Consider the following 23,157-nt stretch of genomic DNA (forward strand, 5'->3'; position numbering starts at 1 on the left):
TTTTTTGCGCCTTCAGTTGAAATGTTCAACTATTTTTTAGTGAGAGAGTGGTATGAGTAATAAAGTCGGATTGTTCCATAGCCTGAAAGATGGCCAAAACTACATGGAGATCTGGCCGGTTCGTAAAGAGCTGACCGCCATTTTTCCCGAACAACGCATTATCAAAGCAACGCGTTTCGGCATTAAAGTGATGCCGGCAGTAGCGGCGATCAGTGTTCTCACTCAAATGGCTTTTAACAATTACAATGCGTTACCGCAAGCCATTGTCGTCGCATTATTTGCCATCAGCATGCCTTTACAAGGGATGTGGTGGTTAGGCAGTCGTTCTAATACCAAATTGCCTCCAGCACTTGCGTCTTGGTACCGAGAACTGCATCAAAAGATCACTGAGACTGGCTTTGCACTTGAGCCAGCAAAAGCAAAACCAAGATACAAAGAATTGGCGATTATCTTGAACAGAGCTTTCCGTCAGTTAGATAAAACTGCGCTGGAGCGCTGGTTCTAATCTCGACAACAACAACCCTCAAGTCAATGTTATGAAAATGGAGTGAGCCTTTGTCACTCCATTTCTGTCTGTTCTACATTTCTCCATCCCACCGTTTTCTGTGCTGTCAAAACTATCTTTAATAGCGGCGTCGCGATCACAAATGTTACTTTGTTGTTAAATCTTACTTTTATTTACCGAGAGTTAGCGTTAATAATGAAAACGAGATGCACAAAAAGTGCACAGAAAACACGACATCCCATCTTCTGAATAACCATGCTGGCATCATAATTTTTACGAACGCTCGTGGTACAAGGATGAAGAGACATCAAGGAGTAATGATGAGAACGAAACGTTTACTAGCCACCGCCATTTTAGCTGCTACGGCGACTTTTTCTTCCGCCAGCGTGTTTGCCAACACCGCAACCGTAGCGGTGTCCCAAATCGTTGAGCATCCAGCGTTAGATGCTACCCGACAAGGCTTATTAGACGGTCTAAAAGCCAAAGGTTACGAAGAGGGAAAAAACCTCGAGTTTGATTATAAAACTGCCCAAGGTAACCCCGCGATTGCCGTACAGATCGCTCGCCAATACGTCGGTGAGAATCCAGACGTTTTAGTGGGTATTGCAACGCCCTCTGCTCAAGCTCTGGTTTCAGCGACACGTTCAATTCCTGTGGTATTTACTGCGGTAACGGATCCGGTGGGCGCAAAGCTTGTGAAATCCATGCATCAGCCGGGGAAAAACGTCACTGGCCTTTCTGACTTATCACCTGTGGCACAGCATGTTGCTTTGATTCAAGAAATACTCCCAGCCGCTAAAACCATTGGTGTGGTTTACAATCCAGGAGAAGCAAACGCGGTGACGCTGGTACAACTGCTAAAAGAAAGTGCAGCAGCAAATGGATTAGAAGTCGTGGAAGCGACAGCATTGAAGAGTGCGGATGTTCAATCGGCGACGCAAGCCATTGCCGCTAAGTCGGATGTGCTTTATGCGCCAACAGACAACACAGTCGCAAGTGCGATAGAAGGGATGATTGTTGCGGCAAATCAGGCGAAGAAGCCAGTGTTTGGTGGTGCAACGTCTTACGTTGAAAAAGGTGCCATTGCCAGCCTCGGGTTTGACTACTATCAGGTCGGTGTGCAAACCGCGGATTATGTTGCTGCGATATTAGAAGGTAAAGAACCGGGTGAGTTAGATGTCAAAGTTGCGACAGGCTCTGACTTAGTGGTGAATGAAGGTGCTGCGACCAAACTCGGTATACAGTTACCTAGCGCTGTAGTGAAACGTGCAACTAGCATGCAATAAGAGTCCTTATCAGGTCGGTAAAATGCTGACCTGATTTATGCAGAGGGAGCAGTTATGTCTGCATTTGCTTTTTTTGGTGCGCTTGAGATCGGCTTGATTTATGGCTTGGTTGCATTAGGCGTTTACCTAACTTTTCGTGTTCTCGACTTTCCCGACTTAAGTGTTGATGGCAGCTTTCCAATGGGTGCTGCCGTGGCTGCAACTGCGATTGTAGCGGGCATCAATCCTTGGATTGCCACCGGAATGGCTGTTATTGCTGGTGGGATGACAGGGTGGGTAACGGCTTTTCTAGCGGTTCGATGTGGCATTCTTCACCTATTAGCTTCCATCCTTACCATGATTGCGGCGTTCTCTATCAATATTCGCATCATGGGCAAGCCCAATATGGCCCTTCTAGGTGAAGACACCATTCTTACCCCGTTTGAAGCTATAGGGGACTCTATGTACATCCGGCCGTTAGTTGTCGGTGTACTGGTCTTGTTCTCTGCTTGGTTTGTGGTGCGTTTACTGAACAGTGATTTTGGCCTTGGTTTAAGGGCTACAGGCGTCAATGCGCGTATGGTTGCAGCGCAAGGAGCCAGTACAGGGTTTTACACCTACTTTGGCTTGGCGCTATCTAACGGTTTTGTTGGCTTTGCTGGGGCCTTGTTTGCTCAGACCAATAGCTTTGCTGATGTGACCTCTGGTGTCGGTACGATAGTGGTTGGTCTTGCGGCAGTGATTCTTGGCCAGACACTCATTCCAGGTCGCAAAATATGGGTGGCGGTATGTGCGGTCATTATTGGCTCGGTTTTATACCGACTTGCTGTCGCGTTTGCTCTGAGCTCTGGCATGTTTGGCTTACAGGCTTCCGACCTGAATCTCGTTACGGCGGTGCTTGTAGCTGTAGCTCTAATTGCACCAAAGCTAAAACAAAAAATGAAAGCCAAACAACGCGTTAATGACGCCAAACAAACGGCATCTAAAAATGGTTCAGGGGAGGCGCTATGATTGAGTTAAGTAATATTCAGGTAACCTTTAACCCCGGAACGATTTTGGAAAACCGAGCGTTAAAAGGCGTATCTCTGGATGTGCCTGAGCACCAGTTCCTCACTGTGATTGGGTCTAACGGTGCGGGAAAGTCGACTCTGCTTGGTGCGGTGACTGGTGAAACACCGATGATTGGTGGGCAAGTCATTATCAACGGGCAAGACGTAACACGAAAGAGTGTGGACCAACGTGCTACGCAGTGTGCGAGAGTTTTCCAGGATCCTTTAGCAGGGACTTGTGGGGACTTATCCATCGAGGAGAATATGGCTCTAGCGTACATGCGCGGTAAGCGTCGTGGTTGGGGAATGGCGATTTCTTCCAAACGACGTAAACTTTTCCAGGAGAGAATCAGTATTCTTGGCTTGGGTTTAGAGGACCGGCTAGGAGACAGTATTGGTCTGTTGTCAGGCGGCCAACGTCAAGCCGTGAGTTTGGTCATGGCAACACTATCAGACAGTAAGCTGTTGTTGTTAGATGAGCATACTGCTGCGTTAGATCCGCGCATGGCGGCTTTTGTTATCGATCTAACCAAGCGTATCGTCAGCGAGTTCAACCTCACAGTGATGATGGTGACGCACTCAATGAAAGACGCGCTGGCTTGTGGTGACAGAACGGTCATGCTGCACCAAGGTGAGATTGTTCTTGATGTCGCAGGTGAGCAACGTGCCAATATGCAAGTTCCGGATCTCCTAGAGATGTTCTCAAAGGTGCGAGGAGAGGAGTTAGCGGACGACAGTTTATTGTTGAACTAATCTAAGCAAACACAGAACTACGCCTACCAAACGTGATCCTCCTTGAGAAATAACCTAAATGGTCGTTTTAAAAGGAGGATTTTTCGGTAAATACTCTTAATTAAAATAGTGGAATATTCCAATACTAAGAGCACTTGCCATGACCCTTCCATTTATCTTCCATAGCCAAACTGATGATGGCCTCACTTTTGATGGCGATTTGCTAACCGTCATCCTGAAAACCGAGAACACTGATTTTGATAGCGTGCACGTTCGTTGTGAACCGGATAATGAAGAATACCTGATTAGCATGTCACGCAGCGGAGAAGCTGGTGAGCTTACTCTCTGGAAAGCTCAGTTTGCGTCAAATAAAGACCGTGATGTGACTCACTACGTCTTCAAACTGCTCAAAGGCAAGCAGCAGTTTTGGCTCGATGGCAGAGGTGTACATAAACATATGCCGCCCAAAGAGTTTCACTTCAAACTCAACACTCAATCTCAACCGCCAAGTTGGGTACAAGAGCAGGTCTTTTACCAAATTTTCCCGGACCGTTTTGCCTCAAGTCGTTCTGAGCAAGTCACCCAAGATGATTATGCTGCCTATGACCCAGACGCACTCGTTAAGTCATGGGGAGACCCTGTTGGTTCTCATAAAAATACGGGTGCGCGCGAGTTCTTTGGTGGCGACTTAAAAGGCGTAGAGAAAAAACTGGATTACTTGGCCGAACTTGGTGTAACAGCACTTTACTTCAACCCAGTTTTCACAGCGCCAAGCAACCATAAATACGACACCACAGACTACTTCAAGATTGATCCAATGTTTGGCTCGAATGAGCAGTTTGCGCAGTTGTGTGAGCAAATTCGTGGTAAGCAGATGAAGATTGTTTTGGATGCGGTGTTTAACCACACATCAGTTCATCACCCTTGGTTTGATCTTAAACAAGAAGGCCAAGGGGCTTATGGGAATCCAAATTCTGACTTTCGTGATTACTACTTCTTCGAGGGACAAACCAACAATTACATTGGATGGAAAGGTATTGGCAATCTACCGGTTCTGAACTTTGAGAATGAACAAGTTCGTGACCATATCTACCAAGGTGAAGAGTCGGTCATCAAATATTGGCTTAAACCGCCTTATGCTGTCGACGGTTGGCGCTTCGATGTGATTCATATGTTAGGTGAGGGCGATGGCGCAAAGAACAACGCACACTATGTGGAAGCTTTTCGCAAGGCCACAAAAGAGGTCAATCCCGATGCCTATGTGTTAGGGGAGCATTTCTTTGAAGCGACACAATGGCTTCAGGGGGGACAAGAAGATGGCGCGATGAATTATTACGGCTTTGCTCATCCAGTTCGCGCTTTGATTGCCAAACAAGACATCATGTATGACCCAATTGATATTGATGTCATGGAGTTTAAAGAGTGGATAGATGAAGCTCGGGCTAAAATCCCATTTGCAAACCAACTCTCTCAACTTAATCAGTTAGATAGCCATGATACTGCCCGTTTTCTGACGCTTTTGAATAGCGATGAAGAAAAAATGCGAGTGGCATTGTTATTGTTAATGACTTATGTCGGTACTCCATGCCTTTACTATGGTAGCGAAGTGGGGTTAGAAGGGAGTTTAGATCCGGACAATAGACGTTGCTTCCCTTGGGAGGAATTAGATGGTTCTCAGTGGTTTCCTTTCTATCAGGCATTGATTGGAATTCGTAATAAATACAGGTCATTACAGTCAGGGAGTATACAATGGTTGCACTGTGATGAAAGCACAATGGTGTATGCCAGACAGTGGAAAGAAGAAACAATAGTTGTGGCATTTAACTTAAGCGAATACGACAAAATTGTTAATTTACCTTTATGGCAACTTGGCTTAAATGCAAAGCACTTGCATCAATTATTAGACAATGGTGAAGTTATCGATGCGCAACGTCATTTTTCTGTCAATATCCCAGCAATGAACAGCAAATTATGGCAGTTGGAGTGACACGTTAGCTCAGATTTATTAAAATTTATGAATACATAAATGAAAAACTATAAATAGCCCTTTGGTAACTTACGCTGTCGAAGGGCAAATAATAACTGAAACAATGGTGTTTAATGGGTAATAAAAGGCGATTTAGCCTCAAGTTTGTCATCTTCTTCCCGCTATTTTTGTTTATCGCAGTCATGATCGTGACTGCGAAGAACTATTACGATGCAATGAATCGCTACATTACGTTGGAATACGCGCAGATTGATCGCGCGCTGAACCGAGCGATTAAAGTACTTACTGCTTTAGACTACAGCTTTGTTAATTACTCAAATCCAGCCCATCCTTTGTTTCAAGAACACAACCATATGATAAGAAATGGCATGTGTTACGTATGGCCCATCGATGTATTGCTCTTAGAAAATAAACATTCGGGAGGTTTACCTGCGGTCGAACTGGATTACATGATTGTTGGTCAAAAAGAATTATGTGAGCAAGGTTCTGCTCTGTTTAATTTGGCAGAAAAGAAAGCGGGTTTTGCGCCGTCTTTGTCGTTCCTGCATGATATTGAATCGCACATTATAGGTATCCACTATATCGACCAGCGTGGCTACGTTATCTCATCACCAGACACCTATGCAGAGAACTTTTCCCAAGAGCTATGGAATACGCTAAAAGCGCGACCATTTTGGCAAAAGACAGCTCAAGAAACCGTAAAAGTCACCATGTCTGGCCCTGCGCCGATGCTGGCACGTCGTGATGGTCAAGTTATCAGCTTAACAGTGCCGATTTATGAGAAGGCTGTTCATCAAGGGGTTCTATCCATTGATTTTGATGTCGATGCACTACTCAAGACCAATGAGAATCTCGCGGGTAAGCTGCATATTATTTCTAACGTCACGCCGATACCTCAAAACGCAATGCGAATTCAACCTGTGGAGCACGACCGTTTAAGTGCTAACCACAGTATTTTTTATGAATACAAGCTTTGGGATGAATTTAAAAACCTGATTGCGTTTGAGAAATACAGTGTGGCTGTGGCTTTCTTTATTTACGTTTTGAGTACAGTGGCGTTGTTCCTAGTGAATACACAAACAGAGCGCCGTTACTTCAAGGAATTGGCCGCTAAAGACCCCATGACAGGACTATTAAACCGCCGCGGTATTCAAGCGGTGTGGCGAAACAAAATGACCAAAAAGCACGTTGCTTTAGCAGTGTTTGATATTGATGATTTTAAGGCGATTAACGATACTTATGGTCATGATGTAGGTGATGATGCGATTCGCTTAGTCGCCAAATGCATTCGAGATAACATTCGACATTCCGATGTTGCGTCACGCTTTGGTGGAGAAGAGTTTGTCTTGGCTATCTATGACGAAGACTTTGACAGCATGCTAAGAATTTTAGAGCGTGTAAGAAAAGCGATTGCCAAACACTCAATTAAAATCGTCGACGGAGGCTTTACGGTTTCGGGTGGGGTTGAATTTAAGTCTGCGGCTCAATTGGAAGGTTTTGATGAGCTGTTTAAGCTTGCTGATGAAAAGCTTTATGAAGCGAAAAGTACAGGTAAGAACAAAATCTGTTATTAAGCGACTTAAGCAATTTATTGTTGGAAATTAGACATAAAAAAGGGCGAATTCATCGCCCTTTTTTAATGTCGATAGGTTAAGCGACGCGCGCGTGCAATTCATCTCGATAGCGTTGAATGTACTCGACAATAGGGGCGGCTTTGTTAAACGTACGGATTTCTCGGAACAGTTCTTTCGCTTCTGGATACGCTTGTCGCAGATAAGAGAACCATTGTTTTACGCGGTTCGGGTAGTACAAGCCTTTGTCGCCTTTCATTTCAAACTGCGAGTAGTAAATCAATAGATCAACCACTTCTGACCAAGGCATAGGCTGGTGGTTGTGTTTAACCATGTTTCCAAGGTTAGGAATGTTGAATGCACCTCGGCATACCATCAAAGAATCAACGCCTGTGGTCGCGATGCAACGTTGGCCATCTTCATAATTCCAGATTTCGCCGTTAGCGATTAATGGGATATCGAAACGCTCACGAATCTTCGTAATGTATTCCCACTTAATTTCAGAAGCTTTGTATCCGCCTTCTTTGGTACGAGCATGAACAGTGAGCTCATTTGCTCCAGCTGTTTGAATTGCGTCTACAATCTCAAAACAGTCTTCAGGGTTCTCCCAGCCAAGACGAATCTTTGCGGTCACTGGAATATCATTAGGCACGGCATCGCGACATGCTTTAACCACATTGTGGATGAGTTCAGGGTGCTGTAACAAGGCTGCACCACCTTTACTCTTGTTCACCAACTTTGCTGGGCAGCCAAAGTTCAAATCAATACCGCGCGCGCCAAGCTCCGCCGCTTTTATTGCGTTTTCAGCCATCCAGTTTGGTTCTTGTCCGAGTAGTTGGACATGGACAGGTACACCAGATGCAGTTTGAGAGCCTTGCAGAAGTTCAGGGCATAAGCGATGGAAAACATGATCTGGAAGAAGCTGATCGATCACACGAACAAACTCTGTCACACAAAGATCATAGTCGTTTATTTCAGTCAGGATTTGACGCATCAAATGGTCCAAAACCCCTTCCATCGGGCCTAATACAACTCGCATAGTTTGCCTAATACAGTTTGGTGAGAAAAAGGAGGGCGATTGTAGCGATGTGAGTGAAGTTTGTCATTAAAAGAGTCATCCGCTTGGAGTGACATCAACTAGCATTCTATATACCCAAGCATCTCGAGGTTACTTGGGTATAAGCTCTGAGGTATAATGCCGCCAAATTCATGGGAAACCAGATGTCATGCAATATACATTGATAGAAAAAGGTGAAGTCCAGCTAGATGAGTCTTCACTTTTTATTGAAGGCGCGGTACTCGCAGCCAACTTAACGACGAAACCTTTAGCTCCAGAAACTTGGCTAGAGCCGCTATTAGGTGAGGGTTTTAAAGCGATTCAACCAGTAGTAGAAGAACAGATTCACAAGCAGCACAACTATATCCTGCGTAATGAATACTCGATTCTAGAGTTAACAGATAGCAATACAGAGCAGCTAGCAGACTTTGCAGAAGGCTTTATGTCTGTATGGACAACCATTGAGGAACAATGGCATGACGTTGCGCTTAATGATGGCTTAGAGCGCATGCTGCAAGCATTATTGACGACAATGATGTTGGCGATTGATGAAGAGCAAACACAGCAACAAATGCGTGATGCTGGCATCGCAACACCGCCTGCGCTTTCTGATTTTGTGGACCAGCTTGACTTGATGATCAATGAAGTCGCATTAGGCGCTGATGAGCTGATGGTCGGTAAAAAGTCGAAGAGCTTAAATCCATTCAAAGGTGTAGGCCGTAATGATGCATGCCCATGTGAGAGTGGTAAGAAATTTAAGCAGTGCTGTGGGAAGTAGATTTCACTCGCTGACTTGACGTGAAAAAGCCGACCTGAGGTCGGCTTTTTCATAACTATCGCCTGGTTATTGAACCGTGTTATTGGATCGGGTTCTTTCTTTTTGGGCTTACAAATTGAGCAATAAGAACGAAAGCAAAAGCGATCAAGTTACCGGCAAAAATAACCACGAGCCATTGTGGCATCGATAATCCAAAGAATTGCCATACGATTTTTGCACAATCACCATACGCTTCAAACATCCATGGTGCCCATTGATTTAATGGCGCCCAGCTTGGGAACGTAACAAAGAGATCGCATGTAGCAAACGGCGATGGATTAAATTGGTAATCGACATGCTGCATTGCCAGCATTAAACCCTTATATGCACTTGCTCCCCAAGCTGCAAGCGCAATCCAACGCGTGATTGGGTTGTTTGGTGCAATAAGGCCGAGCATTGCAGCTGCCCCAATACCTAGCATGGCTACGCGTTCATAAATACACATAACACAAGGGGCTAGCATCATAACGTGCTGGAAAAATAGGGCACAGGCTTCAAAGAAGACAATAGCAAGAAGAAGTAGAAGCCAAGATAAGCGTCCCTTCGAAAACTGGTTTAGTGATGCGAAAATAGTCACGGGTTTCAATCCTGTCTGAAATATAAAAAAGCTCTGATTACTCAGAGCTTTTTAACGTGGATAAGTTTCCTAATCAACTCATATTTTTAGTGTCCACCTGACACAACGGGTGCTAGATCACCACTACTAGGCACAATCCAACCAGCATCGTAGAAGAATGCGGTTGCAGGTTCTAGGAAGAACATGATGCCCATCAAACCTACAAGAGCAAGTACGATAGTGTATGGCAATGCCATGACAACCATGCGGCCGTATGATAGACGAATCAATGGTGCCAGTGCAGATGTTAGCAAGAATAGGAAGGCTGCTTGACCGTTTGGAGTCGCAACAGAAGGTAGGTTAGTACCTGTGTTGATTGCTACTGCAAGTAGGTCGAATTGTTCACGTGTGATTTGACCGTCGATCAATGCCGCTTTCACTTCATTGATGTAGACTGTCCCTACGAATACGTTATCCGATACCATCGACAATAGACCGTTTGCGACATAGAACAACGCAAGTTGCGTACCTTTGTCTTCAACGGCGAGAACCGCGTCGATAACAGGTTTAAACAACTCTTGGTCAATGATAACGGCTACAATCGCGAAGAATACCGCTAGTAGTGCCGTGAATGGCAGAGCCTCTTCAAACGCTTTACCCATTGAGTGTTCTTCAATCACACCCGTGAACGAAGTCGCGAGGATAATTACCGAAAGGCCAATCAGACCAACTGCTGCCAAGTGTAGTGCAAGTGCTGCAATTAACCACACGGCAATAAGACCTTGAATCCAAAGTTTAGCGACGTCTTGATTTGTACGTGTTTTGCGTTCTTCTCGGTCGAAATCAACAAGGATTTGACGAACGTTATCAGGCAGTTGTGCACCGTAACCACAAATTTTCAGCTTCTCTACAACTGCACAAGTGATCAAACCGCAGAAGAAGACTGGAAGTGTTACCGGTGCCATGCGAATCAAGAACTCACCAAAGAACCAACCAGCTTGGTCAGCAATGATTAAGTTTTGTGGTTCGCCAACCATCGTCGTTACGCCACCTAGTGCGGTACCTACACCAGCATGCATAAGCAGTGAACGTAAGAAAGCACGGTAGTTTTCTAGGTCGTCACGAGTTAGCTCAGTGATGGTGTCATCTTGAGTATGATCGTGGTCGCCAATTGGGTTTCCTGAAGCCACTTTGTGGTAAATCGAGTAGAAACCAACGGCAACGCTGATAACAACTGCGATTACGGTCAGCGCATCCAAGAATGCTGACAAAAACGCGGCAGCGAAACAGAATGCGAGCGAAAGTAACGTTTTAGAACGGATACCAAGCAGGATCTTCGTAAAAATGAACAGCAGAAGCTGTTTCATGAAGTAGATACCCGCAACCATGAATACCAATAGTAGAAGTACTTCGATATTGGCAACTAGCTCATGCTTCACCTGGGCAGGGCTAGTCATACCGATAGCAACCGCTTCTATTGCGAGGAGGCCTCCGGGTTGAAGTGGGTAACACTTCAGCGCCATTGCTAATGTGAAAATAAATTCCGCTACTAGCAACCAACCTGCAACAAATGGGTCAATTAAGAAGAAAACAATCGGGTTAATAATTAGGAAGGCTATAATGGCAACTTTGTACCAATCAGGCGCTTTACCAAGGAAGTTCTTGATAAAGGCATTTCCGAGCGACATCGGCATGATAATTCTCTTTATAACAAAATTATGAATAGACACTACAATAGTGCTTAAGTATCTGTTTGTTAGACTTATTATTTAGTCTTTTAAAACAATAACTTAGAAAAACAACAATCCATTGTCTTACTGTAGTCTTGCCAAGTTACTTCCCCTGAACTTAAGCACCGCTCACTTTCGACCGCAACTCTACACCTCGGCATTTTATAGTCAATAACAAAACGTGATGCTTCCGACTAAAACTGCTTTTTATTTGTAATAACGCGATCAAAACGGCGTTACTATACCACGAAAAGCTTAAAAAAAATCACCTTGGAATTTAAAACGAAGTCAATTACGAGAAAAGATCAATTAAGAAAGAATATTAATCGTAAAACACAAATTTATTTTGCATATTTTGAGCAGAAAAATGTGACGAGGTAGGCTTTATTTTATATGACTTTATGACTGCTGTATTTTATACAGAATATGACTTTTGCGCCTTTGGTTCCAAGTGGTTGGTATTTTAAATTGAAGATATATGTAGAGTATTAACTCTATATTGAGAAATCGTTTCATTTATTGATCGTTAATTTTCGCTAATCGTTAAGTAGTGGTATGATGAGTGGTATCGACCCTTAGAAATCAATATTGGATAAAAACAGAATGGTCATTAAGGCTAAGAGCCCTGCGGGTTTCGCAGAAAAATACATAATCGAGAGCATTTGGAACGGCCGTTTTCCTCCTGGCTCAATTTTACCCGCTGAACGTGAACTATCTGAACTGATCGGGGTTACTCGAACTACACTACGTGAAGTATTGCAACGTCTTGCTCGTGATGGATGGTTGACTATCCAGCATGGTAAACCAACCAAAGTGAACCAATTCATGGAGACTTCTGGTCTGCATATCTTGGACACGCTAATGACGTTAGACGTTGATAACGCGACAAACATCGTTGAAGATTTGCTTGCGGCACGTACGAATATCAGTCCAATTTTTATGCGCTATGCGTTTAAAGCAAACAAAGAGGCGTCTGAGCGTACAATCCAGAACGTAATTGAATCTTGTGAAGCACTTGTTAGCGCACCTTCTTGGGATGACTTTATTGCCGCATCTCCATATGCAGACAAAATCCTGCAAAGTGTCAAAGAAGACAACGAAAAAGATGAAGCAAAACGCCAAGAGATTCTGATTGCTAAGACGTTCAACTTCTATGACTACATGCTGTTTCAACGCCTTGCATTCCATTCTGGCAACCAAATTTACGGCTTGATTTTTAACGGTTTGAGAAAGCTTTATGATCGTGTAGGCAGCTACTACTTCTCGAACCCAGCATCACGTGATCTGGCATTGAGATTCTACCGTCAGTTGTTTGAAACCTGTGAAACAGGTCAGCGTGATCAGCTACCGATTTTGATTCGTCATTACGGTATGGAAAGTGCACAGATCTGGAATGAGATGAAGCTGCAACTTCCAACCAACTTCACTGAAGACGACAGCTAAGCTTCAACTTAACGACGTTTTCAAGAATAAAGAAACCGCAGTCACTCGACTGCGGTTTTTTATTTTAACTACTAGGCTAAAGATAACTTTGGTAGCGGTTGATACAGGACTTCAATAATATCTGACAGAATGTGGTCGTAAGTGTTAAATATGGTCAAAGATAAATCCGAAGTAATATCATACAACTTCTCTACTTTAAGCGTGTTGATATCCCCATCAATGTATTCGTTGAGTACCTGTATGGAACTTACTGATGTAGGAGAGGCAAGGCTCAAAGGGCTGATAACCGCAAGCTGATTAAGCCTTCTTATCATTACTGACGCATAATTGCGCATTCGTTCAGGACCGCCGCGATCTTCCATATCTTGGATACTAATCCGTAACTGAGTTAATGTTTCTAAGCTGTCGATGACAGTTTGCCAATTCATGTGATATTCGTCATTAAGTTCATCTCTTTGAGCGATAGCCAACCACGCAATGGTCACTTCATCCATCAGGAACAAACAGTGACGAATTAACCGGCCATGTTCCATCTGATTGCGTGCTACAGAGTTATCATCCCATTGCTCCATCAGTTTATCGATTTTGATTTGCAGCACGCGATACATGGGTTTGTTCTCGAAGTGTGACGTATCAAGTAATAGGTGTAACTTATTGCTCAACTCACGATGGACGTGTTCTATCTCATTTTCGTGGTTTTGATGATATTGGAGAGAGTGGTGAGTCATTGCTCGATGACGCCGTAATAGGTAGACAACATCACGCAATAAACTGAGTAGCTGGTATTTACGAGCATGTTGCTTCTCGCGCTTCGCAGCCAAGTGATAAATCCCCGCCAGAATGGCAATTGAAATGAAAGTTGAAATCAAAACAAACATAACCAACTCCTTGTTAGTGCTTTTGACCTAGCAAGTAAGTAGGAGCAGTTTTAATGCCAATAATTAAAGTCAATAAAAACAGGGTGTTATGAGTTTTGATTAAAATCAGGCGTACAAATTTGGTGCGTACTCTCACCAAAAGTGTGAATTTGGTCAAAAAAAAATCCCCGCCGAATTGGCAGGGATTTTTAAGCAATACGATAACGTAATGAATTACATTACACGCATACCTGGCTGAGCACCTTCGTGTGGCTCAAGGATCCATAGGTCGCTGCCGCCAGGGCCCGCTGCTAGGATCATACCTTCAGACATACCAAACTTCATCTTACGAGGTTTTAGGTTCGCTACCATTACGGTTAGCTTGCCTTCTAGCTCTTCAGGTTTGTAAGCTGACTTGATGCCAGAGAATACTTGGCGAGTCTCACCACCGATGTCCAGTTGGAACTTCAGTAGCTTGTTTGCTTTTGGCACTTCTTCACACGAGATGATGCGCGCGATACGCATATCAACGGCTGCGAAAGCATCAAACTCAATCTCTTCAGCGATAGGATCTTTGTCTAGCTCAGTTTGGCTTGCTTTTTCTTTCTCAGCTTCAGCTTTCTCTTTTGCTGCTGCTTCAGCGGCTGCATCTTCTTTAGAAGACTCAATCATCGCTTCCACTTTCTTAGGATCAATTCGGTTAAATAACGCTTTGAACTTAGTGATCTCGTGATCAGTTAGCGGAGTAGCAACGCCTTCCCACGTTAGCTCTTCGTTTAGGAAAGCTTCAGTGCGAGCCGCAAGCTCAGGCATCACTGGTTTCAGGTAAGCCATTAGTACGCGGAATAGGTTGATACCTACAGAAGAAACTTCTTGAAGCTCTTTCTCTTTACCTTCTTCTTTTGCAAGAACCCAAGGTGCTTTCTCATCGATGTACTGGTTCGCTTTGTCTGCTAGCGCTGTGATTTCACGGATAGCACGGCTGAATTCACGAGTTTCGTACAGCTCACCGATGCGCTCAGCAGCTGCAACAAATTCGTTGTAAAGCTCTGGTTCCGCAAATTCAGCAGATAGCTTGCCTTCAAAGCGCTTAGTGATGAAACCTGCGTTACGAGAAGCTAGGTTAACAATCTTGTTTACTACGTCAGCGTTTACACGTTGAGTGAAGTCTTCAAGGTTAAGGTCAAGGTCATCGATACGGCTATTTAGTTTCGCTGCGTAGTAGTAACGTAGGCACTCAGGGTCTAGGTGGTTTAGGTACGTGCTCGCTTTGATGAATGTGCCTTTAGACTTAGACATCTTAGCGCCGTTTACTGTTACGTAGCCGTGTACGAATACGTTGTTTGGCTTACGGAAACCAGAACCTTCTAGCATCGCAGGCCAGAATAGGCTATGGAAGTAAACGATGTCTTTACCGATGAAGTGGTAAAGCTCAGCAGTGCTGTCTTTCTTCCAGTATTCGTTGAAGTCTAGGTCATCACGCTTGTCACATAGGTTCTTGAATGAGCCCATGTAACCGATAGGTGCATCTAGCCATACGTAGAAGAACTTGTCTTTTTCACCAGGAATTTCGAAACCGAAGTAAGGCGCATCACGAGAGATATCCCACTGTTGCAGACCAGACTCGAACCACTCTTGCATTTTGTTTGCTGTTTCAGCTTGCAGTGAGCCAGAGCGTGTCCACTCTTTTAGCATGCTTTCGAACTGAGGTAGGTCGAAGAAGAAATGCTCAGAGTCTTTCATTACTGGAGTTGCGCCAGATACTGCTGATTTTGGGTTAATCAGTTCAGTTGGGCTGTACGTCTCACCACAGTTATCACAGTTGTCGCCATATTGGTCTTCTGACTTACACTTAGGGCAAGTACCTTTAACGAAGCGATCTGGTAGGAACATTTCCTTCTCAGGATCGAACAACTGAGAAATAGTACGGCTAGAGATAAAACCGTTTTTCTTCAGCTCAAGGTAGATGTGAGAAGCCAGTTCACGGTTCTCTTCTGAGTGTGTGCTGTGGTAGTTATCAAAGCTAATATCAAAGCCAGCGAAGTCTTTTTGATGCTCTTCGCTCACTGCAGCGATCATCTCTTCTGGCGTAATACCCATCTGTTGTGCTTTTAGCATGATTGGCGTGCCGTGAGCATCGTCAGCACAGATGAAGTTTACAGTGTTGCCACGCAGGCGTTGGTAGCGAACCCAGATGTCAGCTTGAATGTGCTCAAGCATGTGACCTAGGTGAATCGAACCATTAGCGTACGGAAGGGCACAAGTTACCAGCAGTTTTCTTGGATCGTTTGCCATACTTAATAATCGCTTTTTGATAGGTATAAAAAATAGAGACTAATACTACCCCATGAGTTCCCTAACGCCAAGGCATCAAACCATGGATTGCCTTAGTTTTTTTGGGGTTCTGAATCTCGCCGCTGGGTGCTACGATTAGATGCATAAAGGAGGCCTCATGCATCAGTTCACTTCAAAACAAGATTTTTGTCATTGGCTTAACCAGTTTCAACATCCGCAGTTGGTGGAAAACTGGGCAGATATTAATGGTATGGTTGCGATCCCCGCGCAAGGTGGTATTCAAATTACCTTGCCGTTTGCGAGCAACGAACTCCAAGTTGCGTTGAGCCATTGGGTTAAAGAGCAACAAGCATCGGGTGATGTTCCAGCGTTCGATTGTCAAATCGAGTTGAATATCAAAGCGCTTGAGACGCAAGTTACCAATGCCGTTAAAGGCGTGAAAAACATTATCGCAGTTAGCTCAGCAAAGGGAGGCGTGGGTAAATCGACAACGGCTGTCAACCTTGCTTTAGCCATTGCACAGTCGGGGGCGAAAGTTGGCTTGTTAGATGCTGATATCTATGGCCCATCGGTTCCTATGATGCTAGGTCAAGAAGACGCAAAACCAGAAGTTCGCGATGCGAAATGGATGGAGCCTATTTTCGCACATGGTATCTATACTCATTCTATCGGTTACTTAGTGGATAAGTCGGAAGCGGCCATTTGGCGCGGCCCGATGGCCTCTAAAGCGCTTTCACAGTTGCTGACGGAAACCGATTGGCCAGAGCTTGATTACTTGGTGATTGATATGCCACCTGGTACGGGTGATATTCAATTGACGTTGTCACAGCAGATTCCAGTAACAGGTACTGTGCTTGTTACGACACCACAAGATCTTGCATTAGCGGATGCTCGTAAAGGGGCGGCGATGTTCCATAAAGTGAACGTCCCAGTTGTCGGTGTAGTTGAGAACATGAGTTATCACATTTGTGGTCAGTGTGGTGCGGTCGAGCACATTTTTGGTACTGGCGGAGCTGAAAAAATGTCGCAAGAGTTTGGCTTAGCCTTACTGGGTCAAATCCCATTGCACATTTCAATGCGGGAAGACATTGATTTGGGCACTCCAACGGTCGCAAGACGTCCGGAGAGTGAGCATGCTGGCTACTACAAGCAATTGGCCGATCGTGTTTGTAGCATCATGTATTGGCAAGGAAAGACCAAGCCAGATGCAATCAGTTTTACAATGGTAAACTAAGTTCTTAAACAGTACTGGTTGAAAACTGTTCGTTTTATCGTTTGCCTAGAGGTTGATCCTCTAGGTAGACAGAAACTTATAACGAAACTCTAATTCCAGCTAGTAACTATGGGGTGAACTCCCTATAATCACGCAGTTTATCTTTTTATGTGACTAGAAAATCATCATCGGGTGCAAACTAATGTCTGATAATAATCAATGCGTCATCGTAGGTATTGCTGGCGCTTCTGCTTCTGGAAAAAGTCTGATCGCGAGCACGATTTACAATGAGCTTCGCGAGAAAGTGGGCGATCATCAAATCGGTGTCATCACGGAAGATTGCTACTACAACGACCAAAGCCAACTAAGCATGGAAGAGCGTGTAAAGACTAACTACGATCACCCGAGCGCGTTAGACCACGACCTACTTTGTGAACACTTGGAAAAATTGGTGCGTGGCGAAGCCGTAGAAGTGCCTGAGTACAGCTACACTGAGCACACTCGTACAAGTAACACCACACCAATGACCCCTAAAAAGGTAATCATTTTAGAAGGCATCTTGCTGCTAACGGACCCACGCCTGCGTAACCTAATGCACGCAACTGTGTTTATGGATACGCCTTTGGATATTTGTCTACTTCGTCGTGTTAAGCGTGACGTTGAAGAACGCGGTCGTACAATGGACTCTGTTCTTAAGCAATACCAACAAACTGTTCGTCCGATGTTCATGCAATTTATTGAACCTTCAAAGCAATACGCAGATATCATCGTTCCTCGTGGTGGTAAAAACCGTATCGCAATCGACGTTCTTAAAGCGCACATTGCAAAACTTCTGAAAGCTTAAGCCTTTAGACGGCTATATCGCTTTATTTTTGTGATAAGAAGTGGCACCTTAGGTGCCACTTCTTTTTTTTGTTTTTAAATTAGTCAGTTGCAGATAAAATTGGATGTTTTTCACGCTTTTGCGGAACTGTCTGCGATAAGTGGCGTCAGCTATTATAATTTTAAAAACACACGAGCAAGGAAAAAGCGAATGAAGAAACTGCTCTTAATTATCGCCATACCTGTTGTGGCAATTTTGGCCGTTGTTTTAGCATTAATTATTTTCGTCAATCCGAATCAATTTAAACCCCTTATTGTGGAACAAGCGCAGAAGCAAACGGGTTTAGAGTTGGTGATTGAAGGCGATATCAGTTGGCAGTTTTTCCCATCGATTGGTTTCGAACTGGGACGCACCGAGCTGCGCAATCCTCAAGGTTTTAGCCAACCAAACTTATTCAAAGTCGACGCCGTCGGTGTGGATGTCTCAGTTACGCCTCTGTTGAGCAAACAATTAGAAATTGGCAATGTCACACTGGATGGCGCTGAGTTCTATTTAGAAACCTTGAAAGATGGCAGCAAAAATATTGATGCTCTTACCAAGGCGCAAACTCAACAAGCTGAGCAAACAACGAATACTACGCCGAAGCAGGAGAGTGCAACGCAAGGTTCTGGCTCCGATTGGACAATCAATCTTGCAGGAGTCAGCATCTCAAATGGTTATGTTGAAATCCAAGACAAGCAAGCAGATAGCCATATTAAGCTTTCTGATATCTCTTTAAATCTCTCCCAGTTTGCTTTTGATAACTGGACCACCGCAGATTTTGGTGTGAAAGGTGAGATGAATGAGCAGAAGTTTACTGCCCAAGGTAAAGCTGACTTTAAGTTGGCGAAAGGTCTTGCAAACTATGCTCTGAAAGACATTAACTTTGATGCGACTTATGCGGATGCGACAAACAAGATTGATTCCGCAACTATCGGTCTGGACACTTTTGAGTTCGATAAGGCCAATAACCTAAGCTATGCGCTCAAAGGCGAAGCGGGTGGCATGAAACTCGATATGAAAGGCGGCGGTGAGCTGAACGTTGATAAGGCGATTAGCAAAGTGCAATTAAACAAGTTGACGCTCAACTCAACTTTTGAGGGGGATACGCTGCCGCAATCACCAATGAAAGTGGATATGGCTTCGGATCTTTCGTTTGACCTAACTAAGAGTTACCTGAGCTTTGTGTTGGAGAAGCTAACGGCGAACGCCATTGCACTTGATGGTAAAGCGGATGTCACTCTGGGGGATATTCCTAAGGTACGCTTTGCTGTGCACAGCCCTAATATCGACTTAGATGAATTTTTGGGCTTGAATACTCAAGCTCCTGCGGGTGATAAACCAGCATCTGGTGGTAGCAAAGCACCAGCAGGACCAGAAGTTGAACCGGACCTGTCTGCATTGAAAACGTTAGACGTGAAAGGCGATATCACGATCGATAAATTCAAAGCGGCGAATGCAAAGATGGAAGCCGTAAAAGCAAGCTTCTCTATCAATCGTGGTGTGTTTGATCTGAACTCGTTCACCTCTAAGCTATATCAAGGTACGATTTCTGCAACAGCTAAGTTGGATGCTCGTAAATCACCTGCGACTTATACGGCTAAGAAGTCGATCAAAGGTATTCATGTTCAACCGCTACTTATTGATGTAGCGAACAACGATATGCTTGAAGGAACAGGTAATATTGACGTTAATGTCAAGGGCAGCAGCCTCACTCCAACAGGCATCAAAAAGAACTTAGTTGGTACTATCGCGATTAACTTTACCGATGGTGCAGTTAACGGCATTAACGTTGCTCAATTGATTCGTGAAAACTACGCACGTTTTAAAGGGCAGAGCTTAGACGGCACAGATGAAGTGAAGAAAACCGACTTCAGTGCTATGACAGCAACATTGAAACTGAATAAAGGTGTCGTTTCAACGGATAACATGAAAGCCCAATCACCGTTATTGCGTGTGCGCGGTAAAGGTAAAGCCAACTATCTGAATGAAACCGTCGATTTTACGATCAGTACCTCAGTGGTTGGTTCTTTAGAAGGGCAAGGTGGTAAGAACATCGATGAACTTAAAGACATTACCATTCCTATCAATGTATCTGGAAAATGGGCAGAGCCTAAATTCAAACTGGTCTTTGATGATGTGTTAAAACAAAAAGCGCAGAAAGAAATTGATCGTGGTGTAGAGAAGCTAACGGACAAGATCAAAGATGAGAAGACCAAAGAAGCCGTTGATGGCCTATTGAAAGGCTTGTTCAATTAACTGCGGTCTAAATCTAAAAGAGAAAAGGGTTGGCAATACGCCAACCCTTTTTTATTAATTATTGCACGATGAATAGATTACCAATCCACACCTTTTAAAGCTTTTACGCCAGATTCAAAAGCGTGTTTGACGTTCTTTACTTCCGATACTGTATCGGCCATTTCAATCAGAGTGCGGTGTGCTCCGCGGCCAGTGATCACGACAGACTGCATTTTAGGACGGTTGTTTAGGGCTTCTACGACCTCATCCAAGTCTATGTACCCATAGCTCACCATGTAAGTTAATTCGTCAAACAGAATCACATCGATCGATTCGTCTTTAAGCATACGCTTACATTCTTGCCAAACTAACTGAGCAGCATCTGTATCCGCCGTTTTATTCTGTGTTTCCCATGTAAAACCCGTGGCCATCACTTGGAATTCTACCCCAAGTTTTTCAAGTAGATTACGCTCGCCGTTGTCCCAAGTACCTTTAATAAATTGAGCAACGGAACAATTCAAACCGTGACCAACTGCACGAGCGATTGTTCCGAAGCCCGAAGTTGACTTCCCTTTACCGTTACCTGTGATAACCAGTAGCAAGCCTTTTTCCTCTTGAGCCGCAGCAATTTTTGCGTCTACCTGTTCTTTTACTTTTTGTTGGCGAGCCTTATGGCGTGCTTCTTTGTTTTCTTCGATAGACATATTACTTCCTCAATTCCTTGTCGTGCCTTGCCCAAGCTGACTTGGGTTCATTGGATTATCTCGCTATGATAGACCAACACATCGTGAAGAAAAACCATCGATAATTCAGGGAATAAAATGAAGAAAGTACTCGTTGTTTGTATGGGAAATATTTGTCGCTCTCCAACTGGAGAGGCGGTACTGAGAGCGAAAGCCGAAAAGCTTGGTGTGGATGTCGAAATTGACTCGGCTGGCACAATTGGTTACCACGCAGGTAATTCACCAGATGCACGCTCTATGCAAGCCGGTAAGCAACGAGGCTATTCTTTTAAAGGAATACGTTCACGTCAGGTAAAGGTTGAGGATTTTGGAGAGTTTGATCTTGTACTCGCAGCAGACAAGGCGAATCTTGCGGATCTTCTGGATATTTGCCCGGTAGAGCATCGCCATAAAGTCTCGCTATTTTTGAGCCATTCGGACTCCAAATACGATGAAATTCCTGACCCATATTACGGTGGAGAAAGGGGGTTTGAATTGGTATTAGATTTGATTGAAGAAGCTTCAGAAGCGATTTTGAACAAGCTATAAATGTAAATAACAGATAACAAAAAGGGACGAGTATGACTCATCCCTTTTTCGCTTTCTAAAGAACTATACCTGAACAATCTAATTTGGGATTAACCCGCTAGAATGTCTGTTGCTACTTTATAGCTTGGATCTTCTTTCACATTGATTTCAACCAAGCTACCAGCTTTATCAAGAAGCTTGCGGCAGTCTGGGCTCAAGTGACGTAGGTGAAGTGTTTTACCTAGTGCAGCGTAGCGCTCTGCCAAAGTTTCAATCGCTTCGATTGCGGAGTGATCTGTTACGCGAGAGTCTGCGAAGTCAACGATAATATCTTTTGGATCGCCGTGCGCGTTAAACAGTTCTAGGAAGTTTGCCGCTGAGCCGAAGAAGATAGGGCCATGGATTTTATATTCTTTAGAGCCTTCTTCATTCAAACGAGTGTCTGCGTAGATGTGTTTTGCGTGCTGCCATGCAAACATCAGCGCTGATGCAATAACACCGACAGCAACGGCGACCGCAAGGTCAGTCAGCACCGTAACGACAGTTACTAGAACGATAACGAAGAAGTCTTGTTTAGGTACACGACGTGCAAGCTTGAAGGTCGCCCATTCAAATGTGCCGATTACAACCATGAACATCACACCGACTAGCGCAGCTAGAGGGATCATTTCGATAAGCGATGATGCAAATAGGATAAAGATCAGAAGTGCACTTGCTGCAACGATGCCAGAAAGTCGACCACGACCACCTGAATTTACGTTGATCATTGATTGACCAATCATTGCACAGCCACCCATCGCACCAAATACTGAACACGTCATGTTTGCCATGCCTTGACCGATACATTCACGGTTCGATTGACCGCGAGTATTCGTCATTTCATCTAGAACAGTCAGCGTCAACAGAGACTCAATCAGACCGATAGCTGCAAGGATGATTGCGTACGGCAGAATGATTTGTAGTGTTTCAAGTGTCAATGGTACCGCTGGAATGGAGAATGTAGGGAGAGAGCCCGCCAAAGTCGCTGCTTCGTCACCAGACATAGTACGTAGGAAGTCTACTACTGTGCGAGTTTCCAGATCCAAACCAACAACAAGCGCTGTCACTGTCACGATCGCAACAAGCGAAGATGGCACAGCTGTGGTGATCTTAGGTAGGAAGTGGATGATGCCCATCGTCAAAGCAACCAAACCTAGCATAAGGAACATTTGGTCCTGTGGTAACCAAGTTAGCATACCGTTGATATCAGGCGCTTTAAACTGACCTAACTGTGCTAGGAAGATAACAATAGCTAGACCGTTTACAAAACCAATCATTACTGGATGTGGAACGATACGGATGAATTTACCTAGTTTGAATAAACCAGCAGCAATCTGAAGAATACCCGCCAGCATAATCGCGGCAAATAGATATTGCACTCCGTGGGTTGCAACTAGCGATACCATTACCACTGCCATTGCACCGGTCGCACCTGAAATCATGCCAGGACGGCCACCAAAGATAGAGGTGATAAGGCCTACAATGAATGCAGCATACAGACCGACCATTGGATCTACACCTGCAACGAAGGCGAATGCTACTGCTTCAGGAACCAGCGCAAGCGCAACGGTTAAGCCTGAAAGCACATCATTTTTTACGGAGTGCTTAGAAAATTGAGGAAATTCGAACATGGTTTGTATTGAGTTCTCTTGGCGATGAATTTCTCTCGACACATATTCATATTTGCACAA

19 protein-coding genes are annotated in these 23,157 nt (G+C 44.3%); 12 read left to right on the forward strand and 7 right to left on the reverse strand.

The features are described from left to right. The first annotated feature begins 52 nt into the window (after window positions 1-52). The 6 genes from yfbV to VJL_RS22705 all read left to right on the forward strand — a co-directional run bounded on the left by yfbV (window position 53) and on the right by VJL_RS22705 (window position 7,112). Window positions 53-505 (forward strand): terminus macrodomain insulation protein YfbV, encoded by a 453-nt coding sequence (gene yfbV, locus VJL_RS22680; RefSeq protein ID WP_038869403.1) that lies wholly within the window; start codon window positions 53-55, stop codon window positions 503-505. A 320-nt stretch (window positions 506-825) separates the two neighbouring features. Beyond that, complete coding sequence (locus VJL_RS22685) at window positions 826-1,791, forward strand: ABC transporter substrate-binding protein (RefSeq protein ID WP_038869404.1); 966 nt, start codon at window positions 826-828, stop codon at window positions 1,789-1,791. Window positions 1,792-1,845: 54 nt separating this feature from the next. Beyond that, a complete protein-coding gene (locus tag VJL_RS22690) occupies window positions 1,846-2,781 on the forward strand; it encodes an ABC transporter permease (protein ID WP_038881609.1) in 936 nt (311 codons plus the stop codon). Continuing rightward, entirely contained in the window at window positions 2,778-3,572 is a 795-nt protein-coding gene (locus VJL_RS22695; RefSeq protein WP_038869408.1) for an ABC transporter ATP-binding protein, read from the forward strand. The genes VJL_RS22690 and VJL_RS22695 overlap by 4 nt, the downstream gene beginning before the upstream one ends. A 139-nt stretch (window positions 3,573-3,711) precedes the next feature. Continuing rightward, complete coding sequence (gene malZ, locus VJL_RS22700) at window positions 3,712-5,538, forward strand: maltodextrin glucosidase (RefSeq protein ID WP_038881611.1); 1,827 nt, start codon at window positions 3,712-3,714, stop codon at window positions 5,536-5,538. 113 nt (window positions 5,539-5,651) lie between these two features. Continuing rightward, on the forward strand, window positions 5,652-7,112 hold the full coding sequence (locus VJL_RS22705; RefSeq protein ID WP_038869413.1) for a GGDEF domain-containing protein: 1,461 nt from the start codon (window positions 5,652-5,654) through the stop codon (window positions 7,110-7,112). Window positions 7,113-7,188: 76 nt separating this feature from the next. Here VJL_RS22705 and dusC read toward each other — a convergent pair whose 3' ends face one another. After that, window positions 7,189-8,148 (reverse strand): tRNA dihydrouridine(16) synthase DusC, encoded by a 960-nt coding sequence (gene dusC / locus VJL_RS22710; RefSeq protein ID WP_038869415.1) that lies wholly within the window; start codon window positions 8,146-8,148, stop codon window positions 7,189-7,191. Window positions 8,149-8,335: 187 nt separating this feature from the next. On the opposite strand from dusC, the gene VJL_RS22715 reads away from it, so the two are divergent. After that, window positions 8,336-8,944 carry an SEC-C metal-binding domain-containing protein gene (locus VJL_RS22715; protein ID WP_038881613.1) on the forward strand — a complete coding sequence of 203 codons (609 nt, stop codon included), beginning with the start codon at window positions 8,336-8,338 and terminating at the stop codon, window positions 8,942-8,944. A gap of 79 nt (window positions 8,945-9,023) precedes the next feature. Here VJL_RS22715 and dsbB read toward each other — a convergent pair whose 3' ends face one another. Both dsbB and nhaB read right to left on the reverse strand, forming a co-directional pair. Beyond that, on the reverse strand, window positions 9,024-9,560 hold the full coding sequence (gene dsbB / locus VJL_RS22720; protein WP_038881615.1) for a disulfide bond formation protein DsbB: 537 nt from the start codon (window positions 9,558-9,560) through the stop codon (window positions 9,024-9,026). Between the two features lie 86 nt (window positions 9,561-9,646). Beyond that, window positions 9,647-11,233, reverse strand: a complete 1,587-nt coding sequence (gene nhaB, locus VJL_RS22725) for a Na(+)/H(+) antiporter NhaB (protein WP_038881618.1) — start codon at window positions 11,231-11,233, stop codon at window positions 9,647-9,649. A 639-nt stretch (window positions 11,234-11,872) separates the two neighbouring features. On the opposite strand from nhaB, the gene fadR reads away from it, so the two are divergent. Then, the gene (gene fadR, locus VJL_RS22730; RefSeq protein ID WP_038869421.1) at window positions 11,873-12,712 is read left to right on the forward strand and encodes a fatty acid metabolism transcriptional regulator FadR; all 840 of its coding nucleotides are present in this window, start codon (window positions 11,873-11,875) and stop codon (window positions 12,710-12,712) included. Between the two features lie 71 nt (window positions 12,713-12,783). Here the strand turns inward: fadR and VJL_RS22735 are convergent, their stop codons facing one another. Together VJL_RS22735 and metG are read right to left on the reverse strand one after the other, a co-directional pair. Beyond that, window positions 12,784-13,590 (reverse strand): hypothetical protein, encoded by an 807-nt coding sequence (locus tag VJL_RS22735; protein ID WP_038881620.1) that lies wholly within the window; start codon window positions 13,588-13,590, stop codon window positions 12,784-12,786. Window positions 13,591-13,803: 213 nt separating this feature from the next. Further along, window positions 13,804-15,864 (reverse strand): methionine--tRNA ligase, encoded by a 2,061-nt coding sequence (gene metG, locus VJL_RS22740; protein WP_038881622.1) that lies wholly within the window; start codon window positions 15,862-15,864, stop codon window positions 13,804-13,806. Window positions 15,865-16,021: 157 nt separating this feature from the next. On the opposite strand from metG, the gene apbC reads away from it, so the two are divergent. From apbC to VJL_RS22755, 3 genes are all read left to right on the forward strand, one after another. After that, window positions 16,022-17,098, forward strand: coding sequence for an iron-sulfur cluster carrier protein ApbC (apbC, locus tag VJL_RS22745; RefSeq protein WP_038881624.1), 1,077 nt, complete (start codon window positions 16,022-16,024; stop codon window positions 17,096-17,098). A gap of 181 nt (window positions 17,099-17,279) precedes the next feature. Continuing rightward, a complete protein-coding gene (gene udk / locus VJL_RS22750; protein ID WP_038869428.1) occupies window positions 17,280-17,921 on the forward strand; it encodes a uridine kinase in 642 nt (213 codons plus the stop codon). Window positions 17,922-18,110: 189 nt separating this feature from the next. Further along, window positions 18,111-20,198: an AsmA family protein gene (locus tag VJL_RS22755; protein WP_038881626.1), complete on the forward strand. Its 2,088-nt coding sequence runs from the start codon at window positions 18,111-18,113 to the stop codon at window positions 20,196-20,198. Window positions 20,199-20,275: 77 nt separating this feature from the next. On the opposite strand, the gene cobO is transcribed toward VJL_RS22755, so the two are convergent. Continuing rightward, complete coding sequence (gene cobO / locus VJL_RS22760) at window positions 20,276-20,881, reverse strand: cob(I)yrinic acid a,c-diamide adenosyltransferase (protein ID WP_038869430.1); 606 nt, start codon at window positions 20,879-20,881, stop codon at window positions 20,276-20,278. A gap of 117 nt (window positions 20,882-20,998) precedes the next feature. On the opposite strand from cobO, the gene VJL_RS22765 reads away from it, so the two are divergent. Beyond that, entirely contained in the window at window positions 20,999-21,448 is a 450-nt protein-coding gene (locus VJL_RS22765) for a low molecular weight protein-tyrosine-phosphatase (RefSeq protein ID WP_038881627.1), read from the forward strand. 89 nt (window positions 21,449-21,537) lie between these two features. Here VJL_RS22765 and VJL_RS22770 read toward each other — a convergent pair whose 3' ends face one another. Next, window positions 21,538-23,097, reverse strand: coding sequence for a SulP family inorganic anion transporter (locus VJL_RS22770; RefSeq protein ID WP_038869435.1), 1,560 nt, complete (start codon window positions 23,095-23,097; stop codon window positions 21,538-21,540). Window positions 23,098-23,157 lie beyond the last annotated feature (60 nt).

It is taken from the genome of Vibrio jasicida CAIM 1864 = LMG 25398, from assembly GCF_000400365.1.
In the GTDB taxonomy this organism is placed as follows: domain Bacteria; phylum Pseudomonadota; class Gammaproteobacteria; order Enterobacterales; family Vibrionaceae; genus Vibrio; species Vibrio jasicida.